11 protein-coding genes and 1 pseudogene are annotated in these 14903 nt (G+C 71.8%); 5 read left to right on the top strand and 7 right to left on the bottom strand.

What is annotated here, in order from left to right; translation table 11 throughout:
- Window positions 1-39: 39 nt before the first annotated feature.
- The 5 genes from ACFU95_RS39990 to ACFU95_RS39970 form a co-directional block, all read right to left on the bottom strand.
- On the bottom strand, window positions 40-1170 hold the full coding sequence (locus ACFU95_RS39990; RefSeq protein ID WP_383839033.1) for an ABC transporter permease: 1131 nt from the start codon (window positions 1168-1170) through the stop codon (window positions 40-42).
- Window positions 1167-2675 carry a sugar ABC transporter ATP-binding protein gene (locus tag ACFU95_RS39985; RefSeq protein WP_383839030.1) on the bottom strand — a complete coding sequence of 503 codons (1509 nt, stop codon included), beginning with the start codon at window positions 2673-2675 and terminating at the stop codon, window positions 1167-1169. The genes ACFU95_RS39990 and ACFU95_RS39985 overlap by 4 nt, the downstream gene beginning before the upstream one ends.
- A 76-nt stretch (window positions 2676-2751) precedes the next feature.
- Window positions 2752-5619, bottom strand: coding sequence for a SpoIIE family protein phosphatase (locus tag ACFU95_RS39980; RefSeq protein WP_383839027.1), 2868 nt, complete (start codon window positions 5617-5619; stop codon window positions 2752-2754).
- Window positions 5620-5750: 131 nt separating this feature from the next.
- Window positions 5751-6722 carry a cyclase family protein gene (locus ACFU95_RS39975; RefSeq protein ID WP_383839024.1) on the bottom strand — a complete coding sequence of 324 codons (972 nt, stop codon included), beginning with the start codon at window positions 6720-6722 and terminating at the stop codon, window positions 5751-5753.
- 319 nt (window positions 6723-7041) lie between these two features.
- Window positions 7042-7386 (bottom strand): SDR family oxidoreductase, encoded by a 345-nt coding sequence (locus tag ACFU95_RS39970; RefSeq protein ID WP_383839021.1) that lies wholly within the window; start codon window positions 7384-7386, stop codon window positions 7042-7044.
- Window positions 7387-7618: 232 nt separating this feature from the next.
- Between ACFU95_RS39970 and ACFU95_RS39965 the strand changes: the two are divergent.
- Both ACFU95_RS39965 and ACFU95_RS39960 read left to right on the top strand, forming a co-directional pair.
- A pseudogene (locus tag ACFU95_RS39965) lies at window positions 7619-8307 on the top strand (GAF and ANTAR domain-containing protein).
- Window positions 8308-8865: 558 nt separating this feature from the next.
- Complete coding sequence (locus tag ACFU95_RS39960; RefSeq protein ID WP_383839018.1) at window positions 8866-9864, top strand: alpha/beta fold hydrolase; 999 nt, start codon at window positions 8866-8868, stop codon at window positions 9862-9864.
- A gap of 9 nt (window positions 9865-9873) precedes the next feature.
- Here the strand turns inward: ACFU95_RS39960 and ACFU95_RS39955 are convergent, their stop codons facing one another.
- Window positions 9874-10434, bottom strand: a complete 561-nt coding sequence (locus tag ACFU95_RS39955) for a DinB family protein (RefSeq protein WP_383839015.1) — start codon at window positions 10432-10434, stop codon at window positions 9874-9876.
- 146 nt (window positions 10435-10580) lie between these two features.
- Between ACFU95_RS39955 and ACFU95_RS39950 the strand changes: the two genes are divergently transcribed.
- Window positions 10581-11075 (top strand): peptidylprolyl isomerase, encoded by a 495-nt coding sequence (locus tag ACFU95_RS39950; protein WP_383839012.1) that lies wholly within the window; start codon window positions 10581-10583, stop codon window positions 11073-11075.
- Window positions 11076-11199: 124 nt separating this feature from the next.
- On the opposite strand, the gene ACFU95_RS39945 is transcribed toward ACFU95_RS39950, so the two are convergent.
- The gene (locus tag ACFU95_RS39945; RefSeq protein ID WP_383839009.1) at window positions 11200-12915 is read right to left on the bottom strand and encodes an IlvD/Edd family dehydratase; all 1716 of its coding nucleotides are present in this window, start codon (window positions 12913-12915) and stop codon (window positions 11200-11202) included.
- 47 nt (window positions 12916-12962) lie between these two features.
- Here ACFU95_RS39945 and ACFU95_RS39940 point away from each other — a divergent pair, with 47 nt between their 5' ends.
- Together ACFU95_RS39940 and ACFU95_RS39935 are read left to right on the top strand one after the other, a co-directional pair.
- Window positions 12963-13784 carry an IclR family transcriptional regulator gene (locus ACFU95_RS39940; RefSeq protein ID WP_383839006.1) on the top strand — a complete coding sequence of 274 codons (822 nt, stop codon included), beginning with the start codon at window positions 12963-12965 and terminating at the stop codon, window positions 13782-13784.
- Between the two features lie 51 nt (window positions 13785-13835).
- Complete coding sequence (locus tag ACFU95_RS39935) at window positions 13836-14855, top strand: zinc-binding dehydrogenase (RefSeq protein WP_383839003.1); 1020 nt, start codon at window positions 13836-13838, stop codon at window positions 14853-14855.
- The last annotated feature ends 48 nt before the right edge of the window (window positions 14856-14903 follow it).

The raw sequence follows: 14903 nt of genomic DNA, 5'->3' as shown, positions 1-14903 counted from the left end.
GGACACGACCGGGCAAGCAGGTGGTGCCCGTGGCGTGGGTCAGGGAGCGGTGCCCGGAGGGCCGCCGTCCCGCGTCGGGGTGGACGGTGGCTCCGGCGGCAGGGCGGGCGCGTCGCGGGCGGATACGGCGCCGGTACGAAGTCGGCGGCGGGCGGTGTAGCCGGCCAGGCCGACGGCGAGGAGCAGGGTGCCGCCGTTGAACAGCGGGACGGTCCAGAAGTCGGCGCCCATCTGCCCGATACCGGTGAGGCCGACGGCCAGGACGGCGACGGCGACGACGGTGCCCAGGGCGTTGGGCCGGCCGGGTCTGATCGCGGTGGCGCCGAGCAGGGCGCCGACGAAGGCGGGCAGCAGGTAGTCGAGGCCGACGCTGGGGTTGCCGATCTGCTGCTGGGCCGCGAGCAGCACACCGGCGAAGCCGACGATCACTCCGGACGCGGTGAACGCGTAGACGGTGTATCTGCGGGCCGGGATGCCGACCAGGTCGGCGGCGCGCGGGTTCGACCCGATGACGTACAGGTATCGGCCGAGTGGCAGCCGTTCCAGGACCAGCCAGAGGACGGCCGCGAGCGCGAGCACGTAGAAGGCGGGGACCGGCAGGCCGAGGAACGTGGAGTCGTAGAGGTCGGTGAAGGCTGCCGGGAGGCCCTGCGCCGCGGGGACGATGCGCCCGCCGTCGGTGACCCAGCCGGTGACGGCGTACAGCATGCTGCCGGTCCCGAGCGTGGCGATGAAGGAGTCGATCCGGCCGAACACGACGATGACACCGTTGAGGACGCCGACGACGGCCCCTGCGACGATCACCGTGAGGCAGGCGAGCGGCCAGGGCCAGCCGTCGATGACGATGAGCTGCATCACCATGACGTGTGCGAGGCCGAGGCCGTAGCCGATCGAGAGGTCGAAAGCGCCGGTGACGACCGGGACCATGGCGGCGAGCGCCATGACGGCCGGGATCGACTGGTTGGACAGGATCGAGTCGACGGTGTCCAGCGTGGGAAACGTACGCGGCAGGGTGAGGGAGAAGAGCAGGAAGAGCAGGCCGGTGAGGGCCAGCAGGCCGTAGGCGCCGATGAAGTGCCCGCCCGGGCCGCGTGGTCGCCCGCGTCGGCTCAGCGCGTGCTCTCGCCGCGATCGGGGCCGGGGCGAGGAGGGCGGGGGCGAGGGGGTCATGGATGCGTCGCGGTTCCGGAGGGTGGCATGACCGAAGCCGACCGGGTGAGGCCCGCGACGGTGAGGGCCGGGCCGCTCAGCTCGGCCGTCACGGACCCGCCGACGAAGACCAGGGCGCGCCGGCACGCGCCGACGACCTCCTCGAAGTCGGTCGAGATGAGCAGGACCGCCAGGCCGGCCGCCAGCGCCTCGTCGAGCAGCCGGTAGACGGCGGCCTTGGCTCCTACGTCCACGCTGGCGGTCGGCTCTTCCAGGATCAGCAGGCGCAGGCCCACCCGGAGCCAGCGGCTGATCATCACTTTCTGCTGGTTCCCACCGGACAGGGTGGCGATGGGGGCCTCGCTGTCGCGGGGCCGCACGGAGAACCGTTCGATGAGGGTGGTGGCCTCGGCGCGTTCGCGGCGGGGGCTGATCCACCGCCGGGCCGGCGCACTTCCCGCACGGGGGTTGGCCAGGAGGTTCTCCCTTACGGTCAGCTCGGCGAGGCAGCCCTCCCGCTGTCGGTCCCCGGGCACCAGGCCGACACCGAGGCCCACGGCGTCCGCGACCCTGCGCGGGCGGTACGGCCGGCCGCCGAGGAGCATCCTTCCGCCGACGGCGGGCCGTGCGCCGGCCAGGGCCCGCCCCAGGTCCATGTGTCCGGCGCCCGAGAGGCCGACCAGACCCAGGACTTCCCCGGCCCTGAGTTCCAGACTGACCGGTCCCGCGCCGACGGTCCGGACGCGGTCGAGCGTCAGGACGACGGGGCCGTCGGCGGGGATCCGGGCAGGGTGGCGGTGTGTCAGTTCCTCGCCGACGATGTCGTGGACCAGGCGGGCGGGGCTGTGGCCCGCGAGCGGGCCGTGGCTGACGAGGTGCCCGTCACGCAGAACCGCGAAGGTGTCGGCCACCTCGTACACCTCGTCCAGCCGGTGGCTGACGTAGAGGATGCCGTGCCCCCGGTCGCGCAGGGTGTGCAGGACGCGGAAGAGCCGGGCGCAGTCCGCGGCCGGGAGGCGGGCGGTGGGCTCGTCGAGGACGATGAGCTTCGCCCGTGCCGCCAGGGCTCGGGCGATGGCGACCAGCGAGCGTTCGGTGGGGGCGAGGTGGGCGATCGGCGTGTCGGGGTCGAGATGTGCGGCGACGGTCCGCAGGGCGTCGGTGCTGTCCTCGCGGGTCCGCCGCCAGGAGATCAGTCCGGCGCGGCGCGTGTAGCCGGTGCTCAGGGCGATGTTCTCGGCGACCGTCATCCACTCCACGAGGCCGAGGTCCTGGTGGATGAAGGACATGCTGTGCGCTGCGGCATGACTTCCGAGTGGGTGTCCGTCCACCGTGATCCGCCCCGCGTCGGCGTGGTGGACGCCGGAGAGCACCTTGATGAGCGTGGACTTGCCGGCGCCGTTGGGGCCCAGGAGGGCGAGGACGCTGCCGGCGTGGACGTCGATGTCGACCCCGGCCAGCGCGACGGTCCCCCCGAACCTTTTGCGGAGCCCGCGGATGCGGACCAGAGGTTCCGCTCCTGGCACGTTCTTCCCGACTTTCGTGAGGGACACCGACGGTACAGATCATGACATTCGAGGCAGTGCATGTGAGGCATTGCCTTCACACACCGGCGAGCCCGCACTCGGCCCAGATGACCTTGCCTCGCGGGAGGTAGCGCGTACCCCAGCTCCGTGACAGCTGCGCGACGAGGAACAGGCCACGTCCCCCTTCGTCGGTGCCGGCCGCCCGGCGCAGGTGCGGGGCGGTGTTGCTGGCGTCGGACACCTCGCAGATCAGGGTGCGGTCGTAAACCAGCCGTACCCGGATGGGTCCCGCGCCGTGGCGGATGGCGTTGGTGACCAGCTCACTGAGCATGAGTTCCGCGGCGAACGCCGCCTCGTCGAGGCCCCAGTCAGCCAGTTGCCGTAGCGCGGCGGCGCGGGCCTCGCTGACCACGGCCGGGTCGGCGGGCAGGTCCCAGGTGGCGATCCGGTCCGGGTCCAGGGCGTGGGTACGGGCGACGAGCAGGGCGATGTCGTCGCAGGGATGGGCGGGCGCCACGTTGTCCAGGACGGCCTGGCATGCCTCCTCGGGCGTGTGCTCCGGGTGGGCCAGCACTTCTCGCAGCTGGTCGAGGACCACGTCGACGTCGCGTTGCCGGTCCTCTATGAGTCCGTCCGTGTAGAGGACGAGCTGGCTGTCCGCGGGGAGGGGGATCTCGGTGGCTTCGAAGGGCAGACCGCCGAGACCGAGAGGGGGCCCGGCGGGCAGGTCGGGGAAGGACACCGTGCCGTCGGGGTGCACCACAGCGGGCGGAGGGTGGCCGGCCCGGGCCAGGGTGCACTGCTGCGAGGTCGGGTCGTAGATGGCGTACAGACAGGTGGCGCCGATGATGCCGCCGCCGTCGGAGGCGGGGTCCTCGCGGTCCAGGCGCCCCACGAGGTTGTCCAGGTGGGTGAGGACGTCGTCCGGAGGGAAGTCGAGTTCGGCGAAGCTGCGTGCGGCGGTGCGCAGTCGGCCCATGGTGGCGGCGGAGAGCATGCCGTGTCCGACGACGTCGCCGACGAAGAGGCCGACACGGGCCCCCGAGAGGGGGACGACGTCGTACCAGTCTCCGCCGACGTCGGATTCGGCGGGCAGATAGCGGTGCGCGACGTCGACGGCGTCCTGATCGGGCAGTCCGTGCGGGAGCAGGTTGCGCTGGAGGGCCAGGGCCATGGTGCGTTCGCGCGTGTAACGGCGGGCGTTGTCGATGGACAGGGCGGCTCGGGTGGCCAGTTCCTGGGCCAGCGAGCGGTCGTCGTCACCGAAGGGTGCGGGGTCCCGCCCTCGGTAGAAGCCCGCGATGCCCAGCACGACACCGCGGGCGACCAAGGGCACCGCGATGAGGGAGTGGACGTGGCTCAGCAGTTGCCCGGTGTGCTCGGGGTCCTGCGCGAGCCAGCCGGCGGCGGCCCTCAGGTCCGGTTCCAGGACTGCCTGCCCGCCGGTCAGACACCGCAGCTGGGGTGTCGTCGGGCCGTACTCGACCCGCTTGCCGACCGGCCTGAAGGGAAGGTCGTCGCGAATGCCGTGGACCACCGTACGGCGCAGGTCACTGCCGGGATCGGTGGACTCCTCACCGCGCAGTACGGCCTCGGGCAGATCGATGGTGACGAAGTCGGCCAGTCGCGGGACCGCCGTCTCGGCGAGTTCCTCGGCGGTACGGCGTATGTCCAGGGTGGTCCCTATGCGGGTGCTGACCTCGGAGAGAAGCTCCAAGCGGCGGCGCGCGGCGAGGGCGTACTCCCCCACGTGCGGCTCCCCCACCAGCAGGAGCCCTCTCGCGGACGGCGGGGAGTCGAGGTGATGATCCGCAGCGTCGTCCGGGTCGGCGGTCGTGAGGCCATGGCCCGGTTCGGCGACGGGCCCGTGTCCGGACGGCGCGGTGACGGAACGGTGCCGGCGTGGCGGAGTGGCTCCGAGGGTCCAGGTCAGCGCGGCTCCCGGGACGTCGGCCAGCTCGGCGGGGAGGTCCAGCGGCCCGTCGGTCTGGTGCGGGAGGGTGAGGGACTCTCCCGGTGGGAGGCCGGGGAGGACGGCTTCGATGGCGATGCCCGCCACCCCGGAGGCACTCGTGACCGGACGGCTCACGAGCGTGACCCGCCGCCCGTCGGACAGGTGCACCTCGACGACGGCCCCATCGCCTCGGGAGATCAGCTCGGTGGCCTTTTCCACGAGCACGGACCGGTCTCGGGGGTGCAGTTCGAGGGCCAGTTCCTCCACCCCGACGCCGCGCGGGAGACCGGCTGCGGCTCTGCCGCCCGCGTCCAGGTACGCCCGCAGCAGGGCGCGCCCGCGCGCGGAGCTCTGCCCGAGCAGCCGCCGCTCGATGGCCTCCGCCGCCCTGCGTATCACGGTGTCCAGCGCCGGGTTCTCGACGCTGCGCGGATAGCCGAAGCACAGGACGCCCTCGATACGGCCGCTGAGCGGGTCCCGGACGGGGAGCGCGCGGCAGGCGCTTCCCTGCGAACGCTCGGCGAAATGCTCGGCGCCGTAGACCCGGATGAGTCGCCGCTCCGCGAGGGCGAGACCGATGCCGTTGGTGCCGGCGACCCGCTCGGCGAACACGAATCCGGGGACGCGCTGGATCGCCGGGAGGGCTCTGGCCAGGGACGCTTCACCGAAGCGGCGCAGGAGGACCGTGCCGTTCGCGTCCGCGACGGAGATGTTCATCGCGCTGCCCGCGAAGCGGAACTCCAACCGGTCGAGGACGGGCGCGGCCGCACGCACGATCCGGCCGTCCGGATCGAAGTCGTCCCGGTAGGGAAGGTCGTCCTGGTCCGGCGAGAGCCCCAGGGACCCGCAGCGCCGCCATGAGCTGAGGATCGACGCCCGTACGCCCGCCTCGACCGGCTCACCCTGGAGAAACCGCTCACGGGAACGGGCGGGCCCTGTGCCGTCCGCCGCAGGCCCCGCCGGCTTCGGATCTCCGCCGGGCAGATCCACGCTTCGCCTCGCTCACGCCTTCAACAATCCACTCTTCGGACATATCTGGCATTGACGAGAATACGGGATATCAAGGGCGCGAGTCACGATTCGTAAGCTCCCTCACGCACGGTGACCGGCTCGGGTCGTCGTCACAGGACGGCGACCGGGGTGACAGGTGAGCCGGTCCCGCCAGGAACGTTCAACGGCGCCACGACGAGCATGAACTCATGCCGACCCGCCTCGGCGGTCGCCGCGGAGAGCGCCTCCAGGTCGAGGTTGTCCAGCAGCGGCACTCCCATCGCGGCCACGGCCAGCGCGTGGACCGGCGAGTGCACTCCGTCCACCGGCGAGGGCCGCACATCACTGTCGCCGTCCCCGCCCAGCAGAGCGATACCGCGCTCGGCCAGCAGGGGTACGGCGTCCACGTGGAAGCCCGCACTCGCCGTGTCGGGGTCCCAGGCACCGACTTCCGCTCGGCGGCGGACGTGCCCGGAGCGCAGCAGCACCGCGTCGCCGTCACCGATCGTCACATCGAGCGCCTTCTCCGCGGCGAGGACGTCCTTCGCGCGGACCGCTCGCCCCGGCTCCAGCCAGCGGACCCCCAGGACGGCCGGGAGGTCGAGGAGCACACCCTTGGTGACGAGCGGGCCGAGCTCCGACACGGCACCGAAGCGGGCGCCCGCGGAGTCGACGACCTCGCTCGCCGTCCTGCCGTCGTAGAGCCGCCCCCGGTAGGCGACGTGGCTCAGGGCGTCGAGATGGCTGACACCCTTGCCGTGGTAGTCGACGGCGATGAAGTCCTTGTGGGTGCGGGGTTCTGGAGCCTCCACATCGCCCAGGTCGGTCATGTGGTGCAGGGCCGGTTTGCGGTTGTCGGGGCCGGGACGGGTGTTCCAGGGCAGCGCCATCGGGACGACGGCCCCGGACCGCACGGTGGCCGTGGCCCGCCGCACATGGTCCGCGGTCACACGGTTCCAGGCACCACGGTCGGCGTGAGCCCACCGCCCCCACGTGCGAACCGCTTCGAAGAGCGCGTCGAACTCCGGACGGGTTACGGCGGGACCGTTGCCGGCGTCGGCCGACGCGGGATCGGGGATCTGGGCGGCGGAACTCTGGCTCATCTGTCCTCCACGCCGAAACGATCAGCACGTGACCTGCGCCGACAGCGATTCCCACGGCCGCGCCGGGCCGTCAGCTGCGACGAAGTGCCTCAGATGGAAATGGACAGCCCATTTTTCGCCAACTGCCACCGCGCGGCGACCAGACGGATGGGGCGGCGGGTCGGCGAAGCCGTGGCCGGGCCCTGGGTGCCACCGCGGTCCATACGGGGGGGTGCGGAAGAGTTCACCGGCGTCCAGACTCGCGGGTCGGGCCGTCGAACATGCCGTGACGCCAGGCGCGGTACTGGCCTTCCCCCTCGCACGACCGCGCCGCCCCGCCCTACCGCGTGGTGAAGGCGCCCCCGTTGACGTGGATGGTCTGCCCGGTGATGTGCCTGGCCCCCGGCGACGCGAGGAAGTGGGCGGTCTGGGCGATGCCGTCGACCGTGCCCGGACGCTTGTTGTGCGTTTCCTCCACGAGCGCGCGATGGCGTTCGGCGCTCAGCCCACCATGGAAGAAGTTGGTGCCCGCGATGTAGCCCGCGGAGATGATGTTGCAGGTGACGCCCGCCGGAGCGAGTTCGGCGGACAGTGCGGCGTTCCACGCGCCGAGGGCGGCTTTGGCCGCGCCGTAGGAGCCACCCCGGCGCTCGGCGCCGATCGAGCCGATGCACAGGGCGAGCACCTCGTCCAGCGTCGTCCCGTCGCCGACTGGCTGGGACAGGCCGCCGGCAGCGTTGACGAGGACCCCTTCCGGCCCTGCCGAGGAGACACTTCCCGAGGAACAGGAGTGAGAGCCGCAGGCCGTTCGGGAAGATCACGCGAGGCGCCGGAACGCATCCGGCACTCCTCGTGAGGCCTGCGTGCCATGCTGGGTAGACGACTGAACCCGGGCACACCGAGAGGTGGAGGAAACCATGGACTGGGCTCGGTTCGCGCAGCAGATGGCGGCGATGGCGCGAGATCTTCTCGCCCAGGAGTCGGTCGACGGGACCCTGGACCGGATCACCGGCTCGGCCACCGAGCTGGTGGAGGGCTGCGACGCGGCCGGCATCCTGGTGTTGCGCGGCACGGAGGTCGAGACGCTCGCGCCCACGCACCACCTTGTCATCGACAGTGACCGGTTGCAGGAGCGGTTGGGCGAGGGGCCATGCTTCGATGCGGCCCACAGAAAGACGGGCGAGCGGGTCTTCCGCATCCCGGACCTCACCCGGGAACAGCCGCGCTGGCCCTCGTTCGCCCCCCAGGCCCACCAGCTCGGCGTCGGCGCATGATGGGCTTCCTGCTGTACACCGAGGACGCCGAGCTCGGCGCGCTGAACATCTACTCCCGCGAACCCGGCGCGTTCACCGAGATCAGCGAGCTGGCCGGGTGGCTGCTGGCCTCCCATGCCGCCGTCGCCTTCTCCAGCGCCCGTACCCACGCCCAGATGGAACGCGCGGTCGCCACCCGCCACGTGATCGGCGAGGCCATGGGCATCCTCATGGGCAGCCACCACCTCACCGAGGAACAGGCATTCGACACACTGCGCCGGTATTCGCAGGAGAACAACGTCAAACTCCGTGAGGTCGCCCGCCTGATCTGCGAGCACGGCACCCTGACCTGACCCACGCGGGCGGCTCCCCCAGCTCGTGGTCCGAACCAGAGGAGCCTGGCCGGGCCAGCCCCCAAGGGGTTCGCAGCTTGGCCCCGCCTTACCGCCAAGTCCCCCGCCCCACGGGTTTCACGCAGCCCGGCCCCGGCGATGTCAGCCCCGCGGCTGTGCTTCCAGTCGATCAAGGGTGTGAAGCCCGCGTCGTTGAAGTGGTTCGCCAGGGGTGCACAGGTTGCGGTTGCACAGCCTCCACCTGCCGCGCCGCCCCGGACCCGACCGCAGACGACCAGCCTGCTGACGACGCCGTCGATCCGGGCCGTGCGCGGCAGGCGCTCGGCGATGAGCCGGGTCACGGCCGACTTCCCCGCCCCCGGCATGCCCGTCACGATCAGGCCGACGCGGGCCGCACCGCCCCAACCGACCCCGACGGCCACCGACGCCGCAGAGCCGCACGAATGAAAGCCGCTACTCCGACGGGGGTGTCCGGTGCGGGTTGGCCAGGGCCTCGGCGGCCGCTCCTTGAGGATCTTGATCATCAGTTTGTGATCGACCCTGCCGAGGAGCGGAAGAATGTCCCATCGTCCTGCCCGGCCCGCGCCGCGTCCCCGCCTGCTCAGACGGTGGACGACCGCGACCGTCGGCGCTGTCACCGCGCTCGCCCTCGGATTCCCGGGCACGTCGGCCGCCGCCGACGACCCGACCCCGCCCGGGACGGCGACCGCCTCGGCCCCCGAGGCCTTCCTGCTTGGCACCCTCCAGCCGGACGCCGCGCCGCCGGGGGCGAACGACTGGAAGTGCCGGCCGACCGCCGCACACCCCCGCCCCGTCGTCCTGCTGCACGCGACCCTGACGAACGCCCACATGAACTGGAGCATGCTGTCACCCCTGCTGAAGGAAGCCGGGTACTGCGTCTTCGCGCCGAACTACGGCGGCCCAGCGGGCGTTCCCTTCAAGGCCACGGGGCACATCCCCGACTCCGCCCGCGAGATCGCCCGCTATGTCGACCGGGTGCTGGACGCCACCGGTGCCCGGCAGGTCGACCTGGTCGGACACTCCCAGGGCGGCGGTGTGCTGCCCCGCTGGTACCTGCGCTTCGAGGGCGGTACGAACCCGGCGAAGCCGTCCCGGAACAAGGTGCGCAGGCTCATCGGCCTGGCCCCGTCCAACCACGGCGCCGGCGTCTCGGGGCTGGGCACCCTCACCACCGCCCTCGGCCTCAACCAGGCGGCGTCCCTCGTGGCGGGGCAGGCGTACGCGGACCAGATGGCGGGGTCCGAGGTGCACACCACACTCGACCGGGGCGGCGACACCCAACCGGGCGTCACGTACACGGTCATCGCCACCCGGTACGACGAGGTCGTCACGCCGTACCGCAACCAGTTCCTCAAGGCCGGGCCGAAGGCGAAGGTGCGCAACATCACCCTCCAGGACGTCTGTCCGCAGGACCTCTCCGAGCACATCTCGATCGCCTACGACTCCAACGCCCTGCAGATCGTCCTCAACGCCCTCGACCCCGCCCACGCCCGCCCCGTGGACTGCCGCCTCTCGGCACCCCTCATCGGCGGCTGAGACGGCGCGTCACTGACCCACCCTTCCGTCGATGCACTCGCGCAGCAGGTCGGCGTGCCCGCAGTGCCGGGCGTACTCCTCGACGCGGTGCACCAGCAGCTCCCGCACCGCGATCCCGTCCCTCCCGAGCAGCTCGCCCAGGTCCGGGTGCTCGGCCAGTGCGGCGTCGGTCGCGGCCTGCTCGCGGGCCAGGTCGGCGTACGCGGCGTCGACCTGGGCCTGCTCGGCGCGGACTCCGTCGAAGTCCGCGTCCCGCTCGCCGTACAGTTTCGGCAGCGGATCGTCGACGCTGATCCAGTTGCGCCAGTCCCGTTCCGTCTCGGCGAGGTGCCGGACCAGGCCGAGCAGCGACATCGTCGACGGCGGAACCGACCGACGGGCCAGTTGTTCCGCGTCCAGGCCCTCGCACTTCATCCGCAGGGTCATGCGGTAGTTCGTCAGGAAGTCCTGCAACGTGGCCAGTTCACCGTCCGGACTGGGTCCCTCGCTGTTGCGGGGGTCGTCGGCCGGGTCGGCCCACATGTCGGGGTAGATCGTCGCCCGGGTCCATCGTGCGGGTCGCTCAGTCATGCGTACCATGCTCGTCCGCGAGGGCCGCGGCCCGCCAGCTCATTACGGTCGGCAGCCCGCGCTTCCGCCGGTTCGGCGGCCCGGTTCCCGGCGCGCCACAGCCCGCCAGTTCGACCTGAGCCCGCCTCTTGTGGAGAATCATGGTCATGAGCGAGAACGTCTTCTTCAAGGTTTCGGCTGGTGGCAAGGACCTCGGCCGTATCGTCTTCCGTCTGTACGACGACGTCGTGCCCAAGACCGCACGCAACTTCCGTGAGCTGGCGACCGGCCAGAACGGCTTCGGATACAAGGGTTCCCCCTTCCACCGCGTCATCCCCGAGTTCATGCTTCAGGGCGGTGACTTCACCAACGGCAACGGCACCGGCGGCAAGAGCATCTACGGTGAGACGTTCGCGGACGAGAACTTCCAGCTGAAGCACGACCGTCCGTTCCTGCTCAGCATGGCCAACGCGGGCCCGGGCACCAACGGCTCGCAGTTCTTCATCACGACCGTGGTGACGCCGTGGCTGGACGGCAAGCACGTCGTCTTCGGCGAGGTCGTCGAGGGTGAGGACGTCGTCAAGGCGGTCGAGGCCCTGGGCAGCCGCTCGGGCACGACGAGCACGAAGATCGTCGTCGAGGAAAGCGGCGTCGTCGCCTGACGAAGGCGTAGCCGCATTCCAGGTCCATTCAGGTCCGTCAGACCCGCGATACAGGGGTCTGACGGGCCTGTTCCGCTTTCGCGGCCACGACGGAAGCAGGGGCGGGGCGGGAGGCGGAACGCGGTCAGTGCGACTCGCGGCCCACCTCCGAGCCGCCGGCCCCCGTGAGGAAGTCGAGATCGGCTCCCGTGTCGGCCTGGAGGACATGGTCGACATAGAGGCGTTCCCAGCCGCGCCGCGGGTTGGCGTAGGCGTCGGCCGTGGCCTCGCTCGGGCTTCTGCGGGCGAGTTCGTCGGCCGGTACGTCGACGTCGATACGGCGGGCTTCGACGTCCAGGACGATGAAGTCCCCGCTGCGCACGAGGGCCAACGGGCCGCCCGCCGCCGCTTCCGGCGCCACGTGCAGGACGACCGTGCCGTACGCCGTGCCGCTCATCCGGCCGTCGCAGACGCGGACCATGTCGCGCACGCCCTGTTCGAGGAGCTTCTTGGGCAGGGGCGTGTTCGAGACCTCGGGCATGCCCGGGTAGCCCTTGGGGCCGCAGCCGCGCAGGACCAGGACCGAGTCGGCGTCGACATCGAGGTCCGGGTCGTCGATGCGGGCGTGGAAGTCCTCGATGGAGTCGAAGACGACGGCCCGTCCGCGGTGGCGCAGCAGGTGCGGAGAGGCGGCGGCCGGTTTGACCAGCGCGCCGTCGGGGGCGAGGTTGCCGCGCAGGACGGCGATGCCGCCCTCGGCGACCAGGGGTTCGGCGCGGGTGCGGATGACCTCGGTGTCCCAGATCGGTGCGTCGTCGAGCGCGTCGACCAGGGGTTCGCCGGTGACGGTCAGGGCGTCGGGATCGAGCAGGTCGCGGACCTCGCGCAGGACGGCGAGCAGGCCACCGGCGCGGTGGAAGTCCTCCATGAGGAAGCGGCCGGCGGGCTGGAGGTCCACCAGGACCGGGACGCGGGAGCCGATGCGGTCGAAGTCGTCGAGGGTGAGGTCGATGCCCAGACGGCCCGCGATGGCCAGGAGGTGGACGACCGCGTTGGTCGAGCCGCCGATGGCGGCCAGGGCGACGATCGCGTTGTGGAAGGACGCCTTGGTGAGGAAGGCGCCCGGCCTGCGGTCGGCGCCCACCATCTCGACCGCGAGGCGGCCGGTGAGGTGGGCGGCCTCCAGCAGTCGGCTGTCCGGGGCCGGCGTCCCGGCCACGCCGGGGACGACCGTGCCCAGCGCCTCGGCCACCAGGGCCATCGTGGAGGCGGTGCCCATGGTGTTGCAGTGGCCTCGGCTGCGGATCATCGCCGACTCGGAGCGGGTGAACTGCTCCTGGGAGAGAGTGCCCGCGCGGACCTCCTCCGAGAGCCGCCACACATCGGTGCCGCAGCCCAGCGGCGTACCGCGGAAGGTGCCGTTCAGCATCGGGCCGCCGGGCACGACGACGGCGGGCAGGTCCACCGACGCGGCGGCCATGAGCAGCGACGGGATCGTCTTGTCGCAGCCGCCCAGCAGGACGACGCCGTCGATGGGGTTGGCCCGCAGCATCTCCTCCGTGGCCATCGCGGCCATGTTGCGCCAGAGCATGGCGGTGGGCCGTACGTTCGTCTCGCCGAGCGACACCACGGGCAGGTCCAGCGGGATGCCGCCCGCCTCGTACACGCCGTCGCGGACCGAGGAGGCGACCTCGTGGAGATGAGCGTTGCAAGGGGTCAGGTCCGATGCCGTGTTGGCGATGGCGATCTGCGGCCGGCCGGTGAAGGCGTCGCCCGGCACACCGCGGCGCATCCACGCGCGGTGGATGTAGGCATTGCGGTCCTGTCCCTCGTACCACTGTGCGCTGCGCAGCCTCGCCATGGGACCTCTTCCAGCAGTTGGTACGGAGGTCTACAGTCTGGAACGCCATGGAGCATACGCAGCCGCACGACGGTTCGACAGCCCCCGGCGACGGTCCAACTGCCGCCGACGGCAATCGCCTTGTGGGCTCCGACCGGGTCCTCGCCGTGCTCAAGAAGCTCGCCCGGTATCCCGACGGGGTGGGGCTGGAGGAGCTGACGCGGGTCGTCGCCAGTCCCAAGCCGACCGTCCACCGGGCGCTCGGCGCGCTGCGGCGGGCGGGGCTGGCCGACCAGGACGCCCATGGCCGCTATGTGCTGGGGGACGAGTTCCTGCGGATGGCCTTCGCCCACCACGAGGCGCGCCCCGAGCAGGTCCGGCTGCGCCCCGTGCTCGAAGCGCTGGCACGACGGTTCGGCGAGACGGCGCACTACGCGGTGCTCGACGGGCGTGAGGTGGTCTACCGCGCCAAGGTCGACCCGCCCACCGGTGCCGTCCGGCTGACGTCGACGATCGGCGGGCGCAATCCCGCCCACACCACGGCCGTCGGAAAGCTGCTGCTCGCCCGGCGGCTGGCCACCGTGGCGGAGGTCGAGGCGTGGATCGGCGACGTCCCGCTGGAGCGTCGTACGGCGCGCTCGCTGTGTACGGCCGCCGCGCTGCACGACGATCTGACGGCCACGCGTGCGAGGGGGTACGGCGTCGACGACCAGGAGAACGAGACCGGGGTGAACTGCCTCGCCCTGCCTGTCTATCCGACCTCGCCCACGATCCCCGCCGGGGCCGTGAGCGTCAGCGCGCTGGCGTACCGGACGCCGTCGGCCGCTCTCGTCGATGCCCTCGACGAGATGCGCGCTCTGCTCGGCGGGCTCGGCGAACCCCACTCCTGACTCTGGAGAACGACCATCGTGAACCTCATACGCCGCGACCGAGGTCGTGTCATGCGCGCGTTCGTCCTGACCGCCCCCGGCGCATTCGAGGTCCAAGAGCTCCCGGCGCCGGTGGCCGTGGCCGGTGAAGTCGTCGTGGACGTCGAGCGGGTCGGTGTGTGCGGCACCGACATGGAGTTCTTCACCGGCGCCATGGCTTACCTGCACCAAGGGCACTCCACGTACCCGATGCGGCCGGGCCACGAGTGGGCCGGTCGGGTGGCGGCGGTCGGTGAGGGAGTCGACCGCGGCTGGCTCGGGCGCCGCGTCATGGGGGACACGATGCTCGGTTGCGGCAGGTGCCGCCGCTGCGTCCGGGGCCATCAGCATGTGTGCGAGAAGCGCCAGGAGGTAGGTATCCGCGGCGCCCGGGCAGGAGCCCTGGCGGAGCGACTCGCGGTGCCGGCATCCTCGTTGCACGCCCTGCCCGACTCGGTCGACGCCGCGCTCGGGGCGCTCGTGGAGCCGGGCGGCAACGCCCTGCGTGCGGCGCGGGCGGCGGCGGCGCGCACCGGGGACCGCGCTCTCGTCCTCGGGCCCGGGACGATCGGCCTCCTGGTCGCGATGTTCCTGCGGGCAGCGGGCGCGGAGGTCCATCTGCTGGACCGCGCCGGCAACTCCCCCGCGTTCGCCCACGCGATGGGCTTCGAGCACGTATGGGACGAGCGCTCCCTCCCCGACCTGCCCTTCGACGCGGTCGTCGACGCCTCGAACGCGGCCCATCTGCCCCAGAAGGCACTGGAGTCGGTCGAACCGTCCGGCCGGGTCGTCTACATCGGGCTGGCCGGCGAGCCGAGCAGGATCGACACCCGGACGCTCGCGCTGAAGGACGTCACGGCCGTGGGCATCCTGTCCGCCTCTCCCGGCCTGGACGACACCATCCGCGCCTACGCGTCCGGCACGGTCGACCCCGGGGCCCTCGTCGCGGCCACCGTGAGCCTCGACGAGGTCGGCGCGGTCCTCGCGGGCGAACGACCGGAGGGCGCCGGCCCCGGCCCCAAGATCCATGTGGATCCCCGGCTCGGGATCTGATGCCGCCATCGGTCGCGGCGGTCGCGGCGGCCCGGCGGCGTAGGTGAT

It is taken from the genome of Streptomyces sp. NPDC057623, assembly GCF_042800355.1.
GTDB lineage: Bacteria > Actinomycetota > Actinomycetes > Streptomycetales > Streptomycetaceae > Streptomyces.
The sequence above is the reverse complement of the archived record's forward strand: the minus strand, read 5'-3'. Positions and strand labels throughout refer to the sequence as shown.